15 protein-coding genes are annotated in these 17,906 nt (G+C 43.7%); 14 read left to right on the forward strand and 1 reads right to left on the reverse strand.

The annotated features are described in order from the left end of the window. Nucleotides 1-3: 3 nt before the first annotated feature. The 10 genes from OCV39_RS02230 to acpS all read left to right on the forward strand — a co-directional run bounded on the left by OCV39_RS02230 (nt 4) and on the right by acpS (nt 8,595). The gene (locus OCV39_RS02230; RefSeq protein ID WP_017054645.1) at nt 4-618 is read left to right on the forward strand and encodes a sigma-E factor negative regulatory protein; all 615 of its coding nucleotides are present in this window, start codon (nt 4-6) and stop codon (nt 616-618) included. Then, complete coding sequence (gene rseB, locus OCV39_RS02235; RefSeq protein WP_017054644.1) at nt 615-1,592, forward strand: sigma-E factor regulatory protein RseB; 978 nt, start codon at nt 615-617, stop codon at nt 1,590-1,592. The genes OCV39_RS02230 and rseB overlap by 4 nt, the downstream gene beginning before the upstream one ends. Then, nucleotides 1,589-2,059 (forward strand): SoxR reducing system RseC family protein, encoded by a 471-nt coding sequence (locus OCV39_RS02240; RefSeq protein WP_261888843.1) that lies wholly within the window; start codon nt 1,589-1,591, stop codon nt 2,057-2,059. Before rseB ends, OCV39_RS02240 begins: the two co-directional genes overlap by 4 nt. Before the next feature lie 114 nt (nt 2,060-2,173). Beyond that, nucleotides 2,174-3,967: a translation elongation factor 4 gene (gene lepA, locus OCV39_RS02245; protein WP_113795781.1), complete on the forward strand. Its 1,794-nt coding sequence runs from the start codon at nt 2,174-2,176 to the stop codon at nt 3,965-3,967. Nucleotides 3,968-4,071: 104 nt separating this feature from the next. Beyond that, the gene (lepB, locus tag OCV39_RS02250; RefSeq protein WP_261888844.1) at nt 4,072-4,968 is read left to right on the forward strand and encodes a signal peptidase I; all 897 of its coding nucleotides are present in this window, start codon (nt 4,072-4,074) and stop codon (nt 4,966-4,968) included. A 27-nt stretch (nt 4,969-4,995) separates the two neighbouring features. Beyond that, nucleotides 4,996-5,673 (forward strand): ribonuclease III, encoded by a 678-nt coding sequence (gene rnc / locus OCV39_RS02255; protein ID WP_017054640.1) that lies wholly within the window; start codon nt 4,996-4,998, stop codon nt 5,671-5,673. Beyond that, nucleotides 5,666-6,634 (forward strand): GTPase Era, encoded by a 969-nt coding sequence (gene era / locus OCV39_RS02260; RefSeq protein ID WP_017054639.1) that lies wholly within the window; start codon nt 5,666-5,668, stop codon nt 6,632-6,634. The genes rnc and era overlap by 8 nt, the downstream gene beginning before the upstream one ends. Before the next feature lie 77 nt (nt 6,635-6,711). Next, nucleotides 6,712-7,440 carry a DNA repair protein RecO gene (recO, locus tag OCV39_RS02265; protein WP_113795783.1) on the forward strand — a complete coding sequence of 243 codons (729 nt, stop codon included), beginning with the start codon at nt 6,712-6,714 and terminating at the stop codon, nt 7,438-7,440. Further along, a complete protein-coding gene (gene pdxJ, locus OCV39_RS02270; RefSeq protein WP_113795784.1) occupies nt 7,437-8,171 on the forward strand; it encodes a pyridoxine 5'-phosphate synthase in 735 nt (244 codons plus the stop codon). Before recO ends, pdxJ begins: the two co-directional genes overlap by 4 nt. A 43-nt stretch (nt 8,172-8,214) precedes the next feature. Next, entirely contained in the window at nt 8,215-8,595 is a 381-nt protein-coding gene (gene acpS / locus OCV39_RS02275; protein WP_017054636.1) for a holo-ACP synthase, read from the forward strand. A 14-nt stretch (nt 8,596-8,609) separates the two neighbouring features. Here acpS and barA read toward each other — a convergent pair whose 3' ends face one another. Next, nucleotides 8,610-11,390: a two-component sensor histidine kinase BarA gene (barA, locus tag OCV39_RS02280; protein ID WP_113795786.1), complete on the reverse strand. Its 2,781-nt coding sequence runs from the start codon at nt 11,388-11,390 to the stop codon at nt 8,610-8,612. A gap of 173 nt (nt 11,391-11,563) precedes the next feature. On the opposite strand from barA, the gene rlmD reads away from it, so the two are divergent. From rlmD to OCV39_RS02300, 4 genes are all read left to right on the forward strand, one after another. After that, complete coding sequence (gene rlmD, locus OCV39_RS02285) at nt 11,564-12,889, forward strand: 23S rRNA (uracil(1939)-C(5))-methyltransferase RlmD (protein WP_261888845.1); 1,326 nt, start codon at nt 11,564-11,566, stop codon at nt 12,887-12,889. A gap of 85 nt (nt 12,890-12,974) precedes the next feature. Then, a complete protein-coding gene (gene relA, locus OCV39_RS02290; protein ID WP_113795788.1) occupies nt 12,975-15,197 on the forward strand; it encodes a GTP diphosphokinase in 2,223 nt (740 codons plus the stop codon). An 84-nt stretch (nt 15,198-15,281) separates the two neighbouring features. After that, nucleotides 15,282-16,082, forward strand: coding sequence for a nucleoside triphosphate pyrophosphohydrolase (mazG, locus tag OCV39_RS02295; RefSeq protein ID WP_261888846.1), 801 nt, complete (start codon nt 15,282-15,284; stop codon nt 16,080-16,082). A gap of 147 nt (nt 16,083-16,229) precedes the next feature. Then, nucleotides 16,230-17,870, forward strand: coding sequence for a CTP synthase (locus OCV39_RS02300; RefSeq protein WP_171757167.1), 1,641 nt, complete (start codon nt 16,230-16,232; stop codon nt 17,868-17,870). Nucleotides 17,871-17,906 lie beyond the last annotated feature (36 nt).

The raw sequence follows: 17,906 nt of genomic DNA on the forward strand, positions 1-17,906 counted from the left end.
ATAATGGCTGACAAAGAAAAGCTTTCGGCACTCATGGATGGAGAGTCAATCGATACTGCTCTAATTGCAGAGACTGAGATTGATCAAGAAAGCCAGCAAACTTGGCAGAACTATCACTTAATCGGTGATGTGATGCGTGGTGATACCCCCAATAATTTGGAGTGGAACATAGCAGACGGCGTGATGGCTGCTTTGGATAATGAGCCAGCGCATACTAAACTAGATAATGTAACGGATTTGCATACAGCCAAAATTGAATCACAACCAACACCTATGCAGGCGAAAAGACAATTGCCAGCGTGGTTGGCTCAATTTGGTCAGGTCGCAATGGCGGCATGTGTATCCATGGTCGTTATTTTAGGCGTCCAGCAATATAGTGGTAGTGAATCAAACCAAGCTAACGTTGCTCAGATCCCAGTGCTACAAACGGTTCCTTTTTCAGGAAGTGTTGAACCTGTGAGTCTGACTCGTGAGTCTGTACATAAAGGCCCAAGCGAAGCGAATGTACAAGAACAACGTCGTCGCATTAACGCTTTGTTGCAAGATTATGAGTTACAATTGAGATTAAACAGTGATACATCCGTCGTTGATGAACACCAAGAATCGGTAATTGAATGAAAAAAATTCTAATCAGTGCATTGACGCTGGCTAGTTTGATGATCCCTCAAGCCTTTGCAGAAGAGAAACCTGCGGAGGCTTTATTACATCAGATGAGCGAAGCGAGTTTGCATCTTAATTATGAGCTTTCTTATATCTTAATTAAGAAAAATAGCATTGAGCCGTTGCTCTATCGTCATGCGAACAGTGACCAGCAATTGGCGCACTTAGTTTATTTAAGTGGTCCCGTTCGAGAAGTGATTCGCCGTGGCAATGAAGTGAGTTATGTCGAGCCAGGCATTGACCCTTTTACCATTGAATCTGGGAAAATGGTCGCGCCAGTTATGCCGATGTTAATGAGCAATATTGATGAGCTAAATCAGTATTACGACTACGTAAAAGTGGGACGAGCACGTGAGGCTGGTGCTGCGGCTCAAGTGCTACGAATTGTTCCAAAAGATGGCTTGAGATACTCCTACGTGTTATGGGTTGATGAAAAAAGCAAGCTACCATTACGTGCAGACTTGATTGACCGTGATGGCGAGGTGTTGGAACAATACCGAACGATTTCGTATGCAGTGAACAGTAAAATAGCCGATGTCATGAGCGGCTTGCAGCAAGCGCAATTACCAGAAGTGCTTTCTCTTCCTAAAGGGAATGTAAAGCAGAGTGATTGGAAAGTAAGTTGGGTGCCTGATGGCTTTCAGGCTAAAGATATGAATCGCTATCGAATGGCAACAACGGGTCGTATGGTTGAGAGCCAAATGTACAGCGATGGTCTATTTAATTTTTCAATCTATGTCGCAGACAAAGATGATAACTCGCTAAAAGGCCAGTTAGTTCGCCAAGGTCGTCGGACATTACATAGCTTCCTCAACGGTTCTCACGAAATTACCGTGGTTGGTGATATTCCGCCTGCAACGGCAAAGCGTATTGCTGAGTCAGTGACACTCCCGGCAATGACAAGTATTGCATCAGAGAAAAAAAGCCAATGATGACAGCATTAGCAACGATAACGGATGTTCACTCTACGCCTAATGGTTATCAGGTGGCGTTAAGTTGTGAGCAAACGACAAGTTGCAGCAGTTGCTCATCTCAAAAAAGTTGTGGCACGGGCATTGTGTCAAAGGCGGTGGGTAATAAAGCATTAAGTTGGGAATTGACCACCAAGGACCTAGTGCATGAAGGGCAAGTGGTTGAAATTGGCTTTCCGGAAAAAAATTTACTCCAATCTGCTGCTATCGTGTATCTAGTTCCACTATTCATGTTGATGGTTGGGGCTGCTGTAGGCCAGTTGCTTATCGCACCCACATTGCAACTTGGAGAAGGGGGGGTGATCCTGACTTCAGCGCTTTTTGCATACGCTGGTTTGTGGTTATCTAAACGTCTCTCAAAACCGATAGCCGAGCAATCTCAACAAGAAGTGATTCTTATCCGAGTGCTTGGCGAGCCAATTACCTAATATATGGTGCGTAGTGTGCCGAAATTGGGTAGAATCTGCCAACTTGATTGAAATGCCGTCAGCGTACGGCTTTCTTATTCTTCCATTTATAAAGAGCTAAGTCACACCAAGCCTATGAAGCACATTCGTAATTTTTCCATTATTGCCCATATCGACCACGGTAAATCGACCCTTTCTGACCGCTTAATCCAAGTTTGTGGCGGATTAAGTGAACGCGAAATGGACGCGCAAGTTCTCGATTCAATGGATCTAGAACGTGAACGTGGTATCACAATTAAAGCGCAAAGTGTGACGCTGGACTATAAAGCTCAAGATGGTGAAACTTACCAGCTTAACTTTATCGATACTCCAGGACACGTCGACTTTTCGTATGAAGTTTCTCGTTCATTAGCGGCCTGTGAAGGTGCGCTATTGGTTGTGGACGCAGGCCAAGGGGTTGAAGCTCAAACTCTTGCAAACTGTTATACCGCAATTGAAATGGATCTAGAAGTTGTGCCAATCCTTAATAAGATTGATTTACCAGCCGCAGATCCTGAACGTGTAGCGGAAGAGATTGAAGAAATTGTTGGTATCGACGCGATGGAAGCAACGCGTTGTTCTGCCAAAACAGGTCTAGGTGTTGACGAGGTTCTTGAAACCATCGTAAAACAAATTCCTGCGCCAGAAGGCGACCCAGATGGTGCGACTCAAGCGCTGATCATTGACTCATGGTTTGATAACTACTTAGGTGTTGTCTCTTTGGTTCGAATCAAAAATGGTTCACTGAAGAAAAATGACAAAATCAAAGTAATGAGTACAGGCCAAGTTTGGGGTGTTGACCGTATCGGTATCTTCACACCAAAACAGATCGATACTGATGTCTTGAACACTGGCGAAGTGGGTTGGGTGGTTTGTGGTATTAAAGACATTCTTGGCGCACCTGTAGGTGATACGCTAACACACGCTAAAGGCGGGAGTGAAGAACGTCTACCAGGCTTCCAAAAAGTAAAACCACAAGTATATGCGGGCCTATTCCCTGTCTCTTCTGATGACTACGAAAACTTCCGTGATGCTCTAGGCAAATTAAGCCTGAACGATGCATCACTGTTCTATGAACCAGAAAGTTCAGCAGCACTTGGTTTCGGTTTCCGTTGTGGCTTCTTAGGAATGCTGCACATGGAAATCATTCAAGAGCGTTTAGAACGTGAGTATGACTTAGACCTGATCACAACGGCTCCAACTGTAGTGTACGAAGTCGTGCTAAATAACGGTGATCTACTGTATGTAGATAGTCCGTCAAAACTTCCGGCGACCAATGATCTTGAAGAGATCCGTGAACCTATTGCACGCTGTAATATCTTAGTGCCGTCTGACTACCTAGGAAACGTAATCAGCCTATGTGTTGAGAAGCGTGGCGTACAGGTTGATATGGTTTACCACGGTAACCAAGTCGCACTTACGTACGATATTCCAATGTCTGAAGTTGTTTTAGATTTCTTTGACCGTTTGAAGTCGACCTCTCGAGGTTACGCATCACTAGATTATAACTTCCAACGTTATGAAGTTTCTAACATGGTTCGTGTTGATGTACTGATTAACGGTGATCGAGTTGATGCGCTTGCGATCATTACTCACCACGACAATGCGCAGAGTCGCGGTCGTCTATTGGTTGAGAAGATGAAAGAATTCATCCCTCGCCAAATGTTCGATATTGCGATTCAAGCTGCCATTGGTGCACATATCATCGCTCGTTCAACCGTGAAGCAGTTACGTAAAAACGTAATCGCGAAATGTTACGGTGGCGATATCAGCCGTAAGAAAAAACTGTTGAAGAAACAGAAAGAAGGTAAGAAGCGTATGAAGCAGATCGGCAACGTCGAACTGCCTCAAGAAGCATTCCTTGCGATTCTTCACGTTGGTAAAGACTAATTATTAGCGCTTTAGTCACTTGTTATGCAAGTTAAGCTGTAGTGCAATTTAAGTGAAAGAGTTTCGGCTCTTTCACTTTTGTATTTTTTAGATAAGGGAAGTCAATGGCTAATACATTTTCACTGATTCTTGTAATAGTAACGCTTGTTACTGGTCTTGTTTGGACGCTAGAGAAATTAGTATGGGGCAAGAAACGTCAGCAAAAAGTGGCTGATGTTGAGGCTCAAACTAATGGTATTGATGAAGCTGTAGCCGCGAAAGTCGCTCAACAACCGTGGTGGATTGAAAATAGTGTTTCTATCTTCCCGGTGATCGCTTTCGTATTAGTATTGCGCTCTTTTATCTTTGAACCGTTTCAAATCCCATCAGGATCAATGATGCCAACGTTATTGGTTGGAGATTTCATCTTAGTGGAAAAATACGCTTACGGAATTAAAGACCCCGTTTGGCGTACTCAGTTAGTTGAAACAGGCAAGCCTGAACGTGGTGATACCGTGGTATTCAAATACCCACCACAGCCAAATATCGATTACATTAAGCGTGTTGTTGGTATGCCGGGTGATACGGTACGTTACAGCAGTGATAAAGAAGTGTGCATTCAACCGCAAGGTGAGCGCAGTTGTGCGCCTGTAAAATTGAGCAACGTGGTTGAAAGTGAGTTTATCCAAAATGGGATTCCTCTGGTTCAACTCGATGAGCAGTTAAGCGAACAAGGACACCAAATTTTAATTAACCCATTACGTCGTGATCGCGTTGAAGCGTATCAGCCTCGTGGTGGTGTCAATGAGTGGATCGTTCCACAAGGTCAGTACTTTGTTATGGGTGATAACCGTGATAACAGTGCTGATAGCCGTTACTGGGGTTTTGTCCCTGAAGCGAACTTAGTCGGCAAAGCGGTCGCAATTTGGATCAGCTTTGAATTTGAACGTAGTGCAGACAGCGTGTTGCCTGCATGGATTCCAACTGGTGTGCGTTTTAACCGCATCGGTGGTCTTCATTAATCGTTACATTTAACCAATCGAGAAAGTATGAATTCTCCAATTGCTAAACTAGAGAGAAGGCTCGGCTATCAGTTTAATGATGCTGAGCTTATGAACCTGGCGCTGACTCACCGTAGCGCTAATGGTAAACACAATGAACGTCTTGAGTTTCTGGGCGATTCAATTTTAAGTTTTGTCGTTGCTGATGAACTTTATCACCGCTTTCCTAAGGTGAATGAAGGGGACATGAGCCGTATGCGTGCAACACTTGTACGTGGCCATACATTGGCAGAACTAGGTCGAGAGTTTGATCTAGGAGATTATTTAAAATTAGGTCCAGGTGAGTTGAAAAGTGGCGGTTTCCGTCGTGATTCTATCCTTGCGGATGCTGTGGAAGCGATCATCGGCGCTATCTATTTAGATAGTGATGTCGAAGTGATTCGTGGCGTAGTATTAAGCTGGTATAAAACTCGCCTAGATTCAATTGAGCCTGGTGTGTCACAAAAAGATCCAAAAACTCGCTTACAAGAGTTTTTGCAAGGTAGAAGAAAGTCGCTACCTGTCTATACAGTGACTAATATTAAAGGTGAAGCACACAACCAAGAATTTACGGTTTCGTGTGATGTGGCAGGTGTGGATAAACCTGTTATCGGTAAAGGCACCAGCCGCCGCAAGGCAGAGCAAGCGGCCGCTGAAACAGCACTAGAGCAACTGACCAATGTCTGATAACAATGAATTCGATATTGATGCTTATTTCGCATCAGAGAAAGTAGAACCAAGCTTACCGGAAAACCAACATTGTGGTTTTATCGCTATCGTTGGACGCCCAAACGTAGGTAAATCGACACTTTTGAACCATATTTTAGGACAAAAGATCTCGATTACCTCGCGTAAACCTCAAACCACTCGTCACCGTATCATGGGTGTTGAGACTGAAGGGGATTACCAAGCGATTTACGTCGATACTCCAGGTCTTCATATCGAAGAGAAGCGAGCGATTAACCGATTGATGAACCGTGCGGCGAACAGCTCTCTGAGTGATGTGAACCTGGTTTTCTTCCTAGTCGACGGTACTCATTGGACTGATGACGACGAGATGGTACTTAACAAACTGAAGAAGACTGATTTCCCAGTTGTGTTATGCATCAATAAAGTCGATAACGTTCAAGACCGTAACGATGTTATGCATCACATGCAGGCGGTTTCTGAAAAGATGGACTTCCTTGATGTTGTGCCAATTTCTGCAAAGAATGGTAAGAACATTGATGTGTTGCGTAAGCATGTACATGAACATCTACCAAAAGCAACGCATCACTTCCCAGAAGAGTATGTGACAGACCGTTCTCAACGTTTTATGGCGTCAGAAATTATCCGTGAAAAGCTAATGCGCTTCACGGGTGATGAGCTACCATATTCGGTGACGGTAGAGATCGAACGCTTTGATTACAATCCTGATAACGACGGATTCCATATCAATGCATTGATCTTAGTTGAACGAACTGGTCAGAAAAAAATGGTGATTGGTAAAGCTGGCGAAAAGATCAAAACCATTGGTCGCGAAGCTCGTCTGGATATGGAAGAACTATTCGGGCGTAAAGTTTACCTAGAAACTTGGGTTAAAGTTAAATCTGGCTGGGCTGATGATGAACGAGCATTGCGTAGCTTAGGTTATATCGACGATTTGTAATCCTGATTAGGATGCTTAGCCGTTAACAAGAGAGAGTGTATACTCTCTCTTTTCATATCTGAAAGAAGGTAATGTGAGTGAGTGATGGATTTCAGCGCTGCTTCGTATTGAACCGCCGACCTTACAGTGAAACCAGCTTAATTCTTGATGTATTCAGTGAAGAGTATGGACGAGTCACACTGTTGTCAAAAGGTGCCCGAAGCAAACGTTCCAACTTGAAAGGAGCCTTGCAAGCGTTCACGCCATTACTTTTAAAATGGTCAGGTAATGGTTCAATGAAAACGTTGCGCCAAGCCGAACCCATCAGTTTAGGCTTACCTCTATCTGGTATTAACCTGTTTTCGGCCATGTATGTAAATGAGCTAATTGGGCGCGTACTGAGGCAAGAAGAGCCGTTTCCTGCGCTGTTTCATGATTACCTATTTGCACTGACTGAGCTTGCTCACAACGATAACCCAGAACCCGCCTTACGCCGATTTGAACTCGCGTTGCTTTCTGCAATGGGGTATGGCGTCGATTTTTTGCATTGCGCAGGTTCTGGAGAAGATGTTGATCCTGATATGACTTATCGCTATCGGGAGCAGAAAGGTTTCATCGCGAGTGTTCGCAGAGATAACCTCACCTTCATGGGAAATGAGTTGATTGCAATCAGTGAAAGACGCTTCCTCACGAAAGAGCAGTTAAAAGCAGCAAAGCGCTTTACACGCATAGCATTAAAGCCGTATCTTGGCGGCAAACCATTAAAAAGTCGGGAACTGTTTATTTCCAGAACAGCCATTCCCAGAGCACGGAGTATTGGAAAATGAGCTCAATCCTTTTAGGCGTCAATATCGATCACATCGCAACATTACGTAACGCTCGTGGTACAAAATACCCAGATCCTGTTCATGCAGCTGAGATTGCTGAACGAGCAGGCGCAGACGGCATCACTATTCATTTACGAGAAGATCGCCGCCATATTCTAGATCGCGATGTACGTATTTTGAGAGAAACACTGCAAACGCGTATGAACCTTGAAATGGCTGTGACCGATGAAATGGTCGAAATCGCGCTGCAAACTAAACCTGAGTACGTCTGTTTAGTGCCAGAAAAACGTGAAGAGTTGACAACTGAAGGTGGCTTAAACGTTGTTGGTCAGCTTGAGAAAATTAAAGCCGCTACTGAAAAATTGACGGCGGCCGGCATTAAAGTGTCTCTATTTATTGATGCTGACCGAGAGCAGATTGATGCGGCAAAAGCGTGTGGAGCGCCATTTATTGAGCTTCATACTGGCCATTATGCCGATGCAGAAACTGAAAACGATCAGCAAGATGAGCTGAAAAAGATTGCTGCAGGTGCAAGCTACGCAGATGATCTTGGGATTACCGTGAACGCAGGGCATGGTTTGACTTACCACAATGTAGGCCCAATTGCGGCGTTACCAGAAATTTATGAATTGAATATTGGCCACTCGATTATGGGGCGCGCCGTGTTTGATGGTTTACAAAAAGCCGTTACTGATATGAAAATTGCCATGCAAGTCGCGCGTAACTCATAGAGTATTGAGTCATTAAAATAAACTGTTTTAGGGTGATGTGATCATGGCTATTGTTGGATTAGGAACCGATATTGCTGAAATAGAGCGAGTCGAAAAAGCCTTAGCTCGAAGTGGGGATGCCTTTGCACAACGTATTCTTGCTGAATCTGAGTATCAAACCTTTCAACAACTAAAACAGCAAGGCCGCTTTCTAGCTAAACGTTTCGCAGCGAAAGAAGCGGCTTCAAAAGCCCTAGGAACAGGGATTGCTCATGGGGTGACATTTCATGACTTTATCATCTCAAATAATGAGCATGGCAAGCCGATACTCACTTTGCAAAACAAAGCATTAGAGATCGCCCAAGCTCAGCAAGTCACATCAAGCCATCTCTCTATTTCAGATGAACGCCACTATGCGGTGGCGACAGTTGTATTTGAATCATAACGCCATTTTTTTGTTTACGTCTCTGTGATGTAAAGGTTCGCGGTGGCTTTGACTTTATCCATCTCATCTTGTAATTCAAATAACTCAGGCTCTATATCCTCAACGCTAGAGCCTGAACGTAGGGCTTTCTCAATCGTGGCACAAATACTCTTTAACCGTGGAACGCCACTGTAAGAGCAGCTACCATGCAGCTTATGAACCACATGAATTAGTTCATCCATATCATATTTTTCTTCTTCAATGGCTTGCTCAACAACCACGTAAACCTCGGGAATGAAATCGACCAGCATCTTAAGCATATCTTTGGCAAGATCAGGCTTATTCGCCGCTTGTTTGAGTGCGATTTGCCAGTCAATGATCATGTCTTTATGCTCAGGCTTGGTATCCGAGTGTAGGCTAGGCTCCGATTGAGGTAAGGAAAGCTTGTCTACTTCGGTGTGCTGAGTCAGTGGGCTCCAATGCACAAGAACTTGCTGTAATACATGCTCTTCAATTGGTTTGGTGAGGTAATCATCCATTCCTGCCTCAAGGAGTCTATCTCTCTCCCCACTCATCGCGTGCGCGGTGACTGCGATCACTGGGGTGTTGGCATTTAAAGCGGTTTTCTTTATTTGGGAGCATGCGGTAACACCATCCATCTGTGGCATTTGAATGTCCATTAAGATGATATCAAACTTCTGACGCTCTGCTTCTTTAACCGCCTTTAGGCCATTCGAACATGAGATGACGCTATCTACTCGCTCTTCTAATAGTGCGGTAATCAGCTTTAAGTTTGCGGGATTATCATCAACCGCCATCACTTTGAGTGGTACTTTCTCTTCGTATTGCGTCTCTACTGGAGCAGCAATAAGCGTCGGTGATTGGTGAGTAATTAAGGTCTGTAGCAACTTCTTACGAGATATCGGTTTAGTAATACAGTGAATGTCGTAGGTTTTCATTAGCTGCTCAGCCAGCGCCAATTCTGTACTTGGTGTCCCCACAATGACATTCGGAGACATAGCAAATGCTCGACGGATCCACGAATCAAGTAGCTCTTTTTCATGAGTTTGGTTTGGAGACAGATTCAACAATACATAATCATACGGTTCTGAGTTATCAGGCATCACCGAGCGGTAAGTAATGATCAAGCCTTCTTGTGTCAATGATTGCTGAGTAATGGACGCCGCTTGCATGTTAGGTTCGATAAGCAATAAACGTTTTTGGGCAAGACAATCGGTATCCAGCAAGTCCGTCATTGGCATATCGGTAATATTCAAACGGAGCGTGAACCAGAAAGTTGAGCCTTGATGCAATCTACTGGTTAGACTGATCTCACCGCCCATTTGCCCCACTAATTTTTGAGTGATAACCAGACCAAGACCAGTACCACCATATCGACGTGAAATGCTGGCATCTGCCTGACTGAATGCTTGGAAAAGTTGCGCTTGTTGTCTTTCTGAAATGCCAATACCGGTATCTCTGACCGTAAATTGAAGCTCTACCGCATCTTCATTCTGAGAACGAAGTTCAACGCCAATATCGATGTTGCCACGCTCAGTGAATTTAATCGAGTTACCGACGAGGTTGGTCAAGATCTGTTGAATTCGAAGTGGATCGCCAATGACGCCTGCTGGGATTTTAGGATCAACTTTGAGAGTGAGCTCTAAGCCTTTTTCATGTGCGCTGGTGGCTTGAAGGTTCACCACCTGCTCCAAACTCTCTTGGAACTCAAATGGGATGTTTTCTAATGCTAGTTTGCCCGCTTCAAGTTTCGAGAAATCCAAAATATCATTAATAATATTCAGTAGATTATTCGCTGAACGTTCAATGGTTTGAAGATAATCGATCTGCCCATTAGAGAGTTGCGTCTTGAGCATTTGGCGAGTAAATCCAATCACACCATTGAGTGGCGTTCTTAGCTCATGCGACATATTCGCAAGGAACTCAGATTTTACACGAGCCGCTTCTTGAGCGCGTTTCTTCGCAATATCCAACTCCACGTTTTGAATCTCTAACTGCTCCAATGTTTCACGTAAATCTGAGGTCGCTTGATCGATACTGTGCTGCATCTCGACATGATATTCAGATAGTGAAACCGCCATGGCGTTGATACCATTTTTGAGCGAGTCCAGTTCGCCATGCATTTTCCCTTCAATCCTGACATCAAGATGACCACGACGAATGCGGTCTACCATATTCTTCATGTAAGTTATGGGGCGAGTGACATCGTGCATCAAACGAAAAGCGAAAAAACCAGAAAGCCCTAAGCCCATAATGAGCACAAGACCCGCTGAAAATATCTCTTGATACTGTTGTAAGCGAAGTGAAGATAGGTCGAGCTCTATAGCAATATAACCCAAAGCTTGATCCGTATTTGGTTGCCCATGATTGATCAGTTGAGTTTCAGAGATGATCGGAGTGCGTAAGATTAGGGTATTATCAAACAGTTCAGAAGAGCCTAACGCAGGAATGGGTTCATCTTTCGAGAACATCAAACTTTCAAAGCTGGGGTGGAAGTTAGAGGTCACGAAGAGTTCGTGTTGGTCATCAAAAACGGCAATACTACGGACGATTTCAGAGTTTTTTCGGTGCGCATAACTGATGAGTCGCCTTACCGATTCGCGATTTTGTTCCGCCATCCCCTGCTCACTTGCAATGGCGAGTGGCTCAATGATACTCGTGCCTGTGGTGATCACTTGAGTTTCAAGGTCGTGATAGCGGTTAAATGAGAAGAAAGCACTTAAAAGCAGACCAATAATTAAGGTCGGAGCGAGAGTTAGTGTAATAACGCGGGCACGTAAGCCGTATCTAGTCATGTTCTCTGATTACATTACTGTCTGGATATGGGAAAATGAACCCTTCAAGAATAGTGGGCTCATCGAATTATCGATTAGCTTAATCAAGTCGGCCCAGTTCGACAATCATTCCAGAGTAGAATAGTGACTCTGAGTTAAAATAATTTACTTAATAAATATTGCAGGCATAGAGCATGGCGCGTTTTTTTCAACCAAAAAAGAAAACTCAATTAGAGACCAAACATCAGTCAATTTTGGTGGAACGAATGGATCACCAAGGTGCGGGAATCGCGTTCCAAAAAAATAAGCCACTGTTTATTGATGGTGCACTGCCTGGTGAAGAAGTCTTAGTGCAGTTAACTGAAAGTAAAAGTAAGTACTCACGTGCCAAGTTGATTAAAGTGTTAACGCCAAGCGAACAGCGCATGAAACCTTTTTGTCCGCATTTTAATGAGTGTGGAGGCTGTAACTTCCAGCATCTAGATTATGTTGCTCAAAGCGAGCATAAAAGCCAATCGCTTCATCAGTTAATGAACAAGTTTGTCGATCAAAATACGGACTTAGCACCTGCGATCATAGGAGAAGCGCGAGGGTATCGCCGCCGCGCTCGTATGAGTTTATTTGTTGATAAGAAAACTCGCCAGCTACAGTTTGGGTTCCGTAAAAAACAGAGCAAGCTTATCGTCAATGTGACCGATTGTGCGGTGTTAGAACCAAGCTTGAATCAGTTGCTGCCAAAAATTAAGCATATACTGTCAGGTTTTTCATCACCCGCCACCCTGGGGCATGTTGAATTGGTTTTAAGTGATAAAGGCCCTGTTATTGTATTGCGCCACCTTAAGCCTCTCTCTGAGCAAGAGAATAGCCAATTGCTTGAGTTTGCCAAACAGAATTCGGCAACGCTTTACTTGATGCCAGAAACAGACCAGTTACATCTGGTTTATGGTGAAGAGCCGTCTTACAGCGAAACAGGCGTTAAGGTGCCTTTCTCGCCGAATGACTTTATTCAGGTGAATAAAAACGTAAACCAGAAAATGGTTGAGCAAGCACTTGAATGGCTAGATCCGCAAAGCGATGAGCGTATTCTTGATCTTTTCTGTGGAGTAGGGAACTTTAGCTTACCTATCGCCAAGCGAGCTCAATTTGTTGTTGGGGTGGAAGGGGTTGAAGAGATGGTGCAGCGAGCGGCAAGCAATGCGGTTGTTAACCAGATAACCAATACCGCTTTTTACCAAGCAAACTTAGAAGATGATCTTAGCCATCAAGGTTGGGCGAGTGAGAAATTTGATAAAGTATTGCTTGATCCTGCACGCGCTGGAGCGAGTGGGATCGTGGATCAACTTTCGAAGCTTGGAGCGAAGAGTATTGTGTACGTATCTTGTAATCCTGCTACCCTTGCAAGAGATAGCAAAAGCCTGTTAGAACAGGGTTATCAATTACAAAAATTAGGTATGCTGGACATGTTTCCGCATACGATCCATTTAGAATCTATGGCATTATTTACAAAGAATAAGAAATAAACAGTCAGTTGAGTAGCCAGAACTAATTGAGGAACAATTAGTCTGATATTTAGATATATAAGAACCAAATACTAGGAATAAATAGATGGTTGCCGTACGAAGCGCGCATTTAAAGCCGAGTGAAAAGTTTGAGTTAGACAATTGGATTTCTAGCCTTGAGCAAGATAGCAAAACATCAAAAAAATTAACCGATGTGTATAAGCAGTGTGAAAGCCTGCTTGGTGATGTCGAAAACGGAAGTTTGTTGCTGTGGCGTGGGCGAGAGATGATCGAAATATTGATCACCTTGTCGATGGATAAGCCAACGTTAGTGGCTGCGCAGTTATTTCCGATTGTCTCTAGTGGGTTATTTGAAAGGCAACAGCTTGAAGAAGCGTACGGTAAGGAAATCGTAAAGCTGATTGATGGCGTTGATGAAATGGCAGCCATCGGTCAATTAAATGTGACGTATGAAAATGCGGAAGGGTCTGGTCAAGTCGATAACGTTCGTCGAATGTTACTGGCGATGGTGGATGATTTCCGTTGCGTGATCATTAAGCTAGCAGAGCGTATCTGTAATCTTCGAGAAGTAAAAGACGAGCCTGATGCGGTGCGTCGCGCGGCAGCAAAAGAGTGTGCCAATATTTATGCGCCTCTCGCGAATCGTCTGGGTATTGGTCAGCTTAAGTGGGAAATTGAAGATTACGCTTTCCGCTACCAACAGCCTGAAACCTATAAGCAAATCGCTAAACAATTATCTGAGCGTCGCATCGTCCGCGAGCAGTATATTGAAGACTTCGTGACGGATCTTTCTTCTGAGATGAAAGGTTATCAAATTAATGCTGAAGTGAGCGGTCGACCAAAACACATCTACAGTATTTGGCGCAAGATGCAGAAGAAAAGCTTAGCTTTTGATGAGCTTTTCGATGTTCGAGCAGTGCGTATCATCGCGGATAAACTGCAAGATTGTTATGCGGCACTTGGTGTGGTTCATACTAAATATAAGCACCTACCAAGCGAATTTGATGATTACGTCGCGAACCCTAAACCAAATGGTTACCAATCGATTCATACCGTGGTGCTTGGCCCGGAAGGGAAAACCATCGAGATCCAGATCCGTACTACGCAAATGCATGACGATTCTGAACTCGGGGTGGCGGCGCACTGGAAATACAAAGAAGGCGCATCGGCAGGTCGTAGCGGCTATGATGAAAAAATCACATGGCTTCGTAAGCTAATTGACTGGCAAGAAGAGATGTCAGATTCTGGCGAAATGCTTGATGAATTGCGCAGCCAAGTGTTTGATGATCGTGTTTATGCCTTTACTCCGCGTGGTGATGTCGTCGACTTACCTATGGGAGCAACCCCTCTCGATTTTGCATACCACATTCACTCTGAAGTGGGACACCGTTGCATCGGTACCAAAGTCGCAGGACGAATTGTTCCGTTTACTCATAAGTTGAGTATGGGCGATCAAGTTGAAATCGTAACTCAAAAAGAGCCGAACCCATCACGAGACTGGTTGAATCCGTCTTTAGGTTTTGTTCATTCAGGTCGAGCAAGAGCGAAGATCAATGCTTGGTTCCGTAAGCAAGGTCGAGAGAAGAATCTTGAGGCCGGACGTGAGATCCTTGAAGTTGAACTTGCGAAAGTAGGGGCAACTCTTAAAGATGCCCAACGTTATGCACTGAAGCGATTTAACGTCAATACTAACGATGAACTGTATGCGGGTATTGGCAGCGGTGATCTACGCATTAATCAGGTTATTAACCATATTAATGCGTTAGTAAATAAGCCTACGGCTGAAGAAGAAGATCAAAAAGCGTTAGAAAAACTGCAAGAGTCAGAAAACAAACCCGCTCAACAGAGTCGACCGAAAAAAGATGCGGTTGTCGTTGAAGGGGTTGATAACCTAATGACTCACTTAGCGCGCTGTTGTCAGCCAATTCCTGGTGATGTCATTAAAGGTTATATCACCCAAGGGCGCGGTATCTCAGTGCATCGAGCAGACTGTGAGCAACTTGGAGAGCTGAGTTTACATGCGCCTGAACGGATCATCGATACCGTTTGGGGAAGTGGGTTCGTTGGCTCTTACATTCTGACGTTAAGAGTGGAGGCGCTTGAGCGTAGTGGTTTACTGAAAGACATTACCTCGCTGTTAGCGAATGAAAAAATAAAAATTACGACAATGAAAAGCCGCACAGACTACAAACGCCAAATGTCAGTGATGGATTTTGACTTAGAACTCACCAATGTTGATGTTCTAAGCCGAGTCATCGTGCGTTTAGAGCAATTGAAAGATGTGATGTCGGTGAAGCGTCTAGGTTAACGTAACGGCATCATTGAAGGCTTTAAATATAATCAGCACCGCCTATATGGCGGTGTTTTTCTAACTAAAAACTAAGGTGCTAGCATGGCTCAATCCATTGAACAGTTATTAGAAATAATGTCTCAGTTGCGAGACCCGGAAAGTGGGTGTCCATGGGATCGCAAACAAACGTTTGAAACCATTGTGCCGCATACAATTGAAGAAACGTATGAAGTTGTGGATGCGATTAATAATAAAGATTGGTCAAATTTGAAAGAAGAACTGGGCGATTTATTGTTTCAAGTTATCTTTTATAGTCAGATCGCTAAAGAACAACAACTGTTTGATTTTAATGATGTTGTAGATGGTGTTAATGAGAAACTAACTCGTCGTCACCCGCATGTGTTTTCGGATAAAACATTCTCAAGTGATGAAGAACTGAATGCAAATTGGGAAGCTGAAAAAATCAAAGAAAAATCACAATTAGGCAAAACAGAAAAAAGTATTCTAGACTCAATACCAAAATCGTTACCTGCATTATCACGAGCTAATAAAATTCAAAAAAAATGTGCTCAATATGGGTTCGATTGGGACACGATTGGCCCTGTCGCTGATAAAGTTCTAGAAGAGGTGGATGAAGTGCTGGAAGAAGCGCTTCAAGTCACCCCAAATGAAGATTTAGTCGAAGAAGAATTAGGCGATCTGCTATTTGCAACTGTGAACTTGGTCCGCCATTTAGGAAAAAATCCAGAATCGGCGTTAAGCAAAGCAAATTTAAAATTTGAACGTCGCTTTCATGGAATTGAAAAAAAAGTACAAAATCAAGGTAAGGAATTAGGCGACTTTTCACTGCCGGAGCTAGACAGGATGTGGGATGAAGTGAAGATCGAAGAAAAAACAAAATAGAAACTTTCTAACGGAATTGATTTGAAGCAAAAAAATAAAATTTCGACTGTGATAAGTTTCACGTTGTGGCGATAAAGGGCTTCTGGTATATTTTCATCCCGTCCAGAAGTAGTCCATTTCCCTCATTCAACCAATTTCAGGTTAAACATGACAACAAATTACATTTTTGTTACTGGCGGGGTTGTATCCTCTCTAGGTAAAGGTATTGCAGCGGCATCGCTTGCAGCTATTTTAGAAGCTCGTGGTCTTAAAGTGACTATGATGAAGCTTGACCCTTACATCAACGTTGATCCGGGCACAATGAGCCCAACTCAGCATGGTGAAGTGTTTGTCACGGAAGATGGCGCTGAAACTGACCTTGACCTTGGTCACTACGAGCGTTTCATTCGTACCAAAATGACCAAGCGTAACAACTTCACAGCAGGTCGTGTTTACGCCGACGTTCTACGTAAAGAGCGCCGTGGCGATTACCTTGGTGCAACGATTCAGGTAATTCCTCACATTACTAACTCGATCAAAGAGCGTGTAATCTCAGGTGCTGAAGGTCATGATATTGCCCTTGTAGAAGTGGGTGGCACTGTTGGTGATATCGAATCACTACCGTTTATGGAAGCGATTCGTCAACTAGCAGTAGAGCTAGGCCGTGAACGTGCAATGTTCATGCACCTAACGCTTGTACCTTACCTAGGCGCTGCGGGCGAGCTTAAAACTAAGCCGACTCAACACTCAGTGAAAGAACTACTGTCTATCGGTATCCAGCCAGATATCCTAGTTTGTCGTTCAGATCGTGTTATCCCAGCAAACGAACGTAAGAAAATTGCTCTTTTCTGTAATGTACAAGAGAAAGCAGTTATCTCAATGAAAGATGTAGATTCAATCTACAAGATCCCACAACTTATTAAAGCGCAAGGTACTGATGATCTTGTTTGTAAGCGCTTTGGTATTGATGCTCCAGAAGCTGATCTTTCTGAGTGGGAACAAGTAATTTATGAAGAAGCGAACCCTACTGGTGAAGTGACTATCGGTATGGTTGGTAAATACATTGAATTACCAGACGCATACAAGTCAGTAAACGAAGCATTAAAACATGCGGGCTTGAAAAATCGCTTAAGCGTCACAATTAAATATGTAGATTCACAAGATGTAGAATCTAAAGGTACAGAAGTACTTGAGGGTCTAGATGCAATTTTAGTTCCTGGTGGCTTTGGTGATCGTGGTATCGAAGGTAAGATCCTTGCCGCTCAGTACGCACGTGAAAACAAAGTTCCATACTTAGGTATTTGTCTAGGTATGCAAGTTGCTCTTATCGAATACGCACGTAACGTAGCGAATATGGAAGGTGCACACTCTTCTGAATTTAGCAAAGAAACTAAATTCCCTGTTGTTGGTCTGATTACAGAATGGACTGATGGCGAAGGTAAAGTAGAAGAGCGAACTGAAACTTCAGATCTTGGTGGCACGATGCGCCTTGGTTCTCAGCTATGTCACCTTGCAAAAGGCACAAAAGCTTACGAACTATACGGCAGCGCGACTATCCATGAACGTCACCGTCACCGTTACGAAGTGAACAACAATCTTCGTCCGCAAATTGAAAAAGCTGGTCTAAAAGTATCTGGCTTATCTGCAGACAAGAAGTTGGTAGAAGTAATTGAGAACCCTAACCACCCATGGTTTGTTGCAGCTCAATTCCACCCAGAATTCACATCAACACCTCGTGATGGTCACCCATTATTTGCAGGTTTTGTGAAAGCAGCTGGTGAATTCCAGCGTGGTGAGTTAGAAAAGTAAGAACAAGAATACAGGTAGTGGCGTAAGTTGTGCGGC

It is taken from the genome of Vibrio cortegadensis (genome assembly GCF_024347395.1).
GTDB classification, from domain to species: domain Bacteria; phylum Pseudomonadota; class Gammaproteobacteria; order Enterobacterales; family Vibrionaceae; genus Vibrio; species Vibrio cortegadensis.

Excerpts from the sequence above, each read along its gene's own strand:
- OCV39_RS02230 (WP_017054645.1), top strand. The coding sequence starts at position 4 with ATGGCTGACAAAGAAAAGCTTTCGGCACTCATGGATGGAGAGTCAATC.
- rseB (WP_017054644.1), top strand. The coding sequence starts at position 615 with ATGAAAAAAATTCTAATCAGTGCATTGACGCTGGCTAGTTTGATGATC.
- OCV39_RS02240 (WP_261888843.1), top strand. The coding sequence starts at position 1,589 with ATGATGACAGCATTAGCAACGATAACGGATGTTCACTCTACGCCTAAT.
- lepA (WP_113795781.1), top strand. The coding sequence starts at position 2,174 with ATGAAGCACATTCGTAATTTTTCCATTATTGCCCATATCGACCACGGT.
- lepB (WP_261888844.1), top strand. The coding sequence starts at position 4,072 with ATGGCTAATACATTTTCACTGATTCTTGTAATAGTAACGCTTGTTACT.
- rnc (WP_017054640.1), top strand. The coding sequence starts at position 4,996 with ATGAATTCTCCAATTGCTAAACTAGAGAGAAGGCTCGGCTATCAGTTT.
- era (WP_017054639.1), top strand. The coding sequence starts at position 5,666 with ATGTCTGATAACAATGAATTCGATATTGATGCTTATTTCGCATCAGAG.
- pdxJ (WP_113795784.1), top strand. The coding sequence starts at position 7,437 with ATGAGCTCAATCCTTTTAGGCGTCAATATCGATCACATCGCAACATTA.
- acpS (WP_017054636.1), top strand. The coding sequence starts at position 8,215 with ATGGCTATTGTTGGATTAGGAACCGATATTGCTGAAATAGAGCGAGTC.
- barA (WP_113795786.1), bottom strand. The coding sequence starts at position 11,390 with ATGACTAGATACGGCTTACGTGCCCGCGTTATTACACTAACTCTCGCT.
- rlmD (WP_261888845.1), top strand. The coding sequence starts at position 11,564 with ATGGCGCGTTTTTTTCAACCAAAAAAGAAAACTCAATTAGAGACCAAA.
- relA (WP_113795788.1), top strand. The coding sequence starts at position 12,975 with ATGGTTGCCGTACGAAGCGCGCATTTAAAGCCGAGTGAAAAGTTTGAG.
- mazG (WP_261888846.1), top strand. The coding sequence starts at position 15,282 with ATGGCTCAATCCATTGAACAGTTATTAGAAATAATGTCTCAGTTGCGA.
- OCV39_RS02300 (WP_171757167.1), top strand. The coding sequence starts at position 16,230 with ATGACAACAAATTACATTTTTGTTACTGGCGGGGTTGTATCCTCTCTA.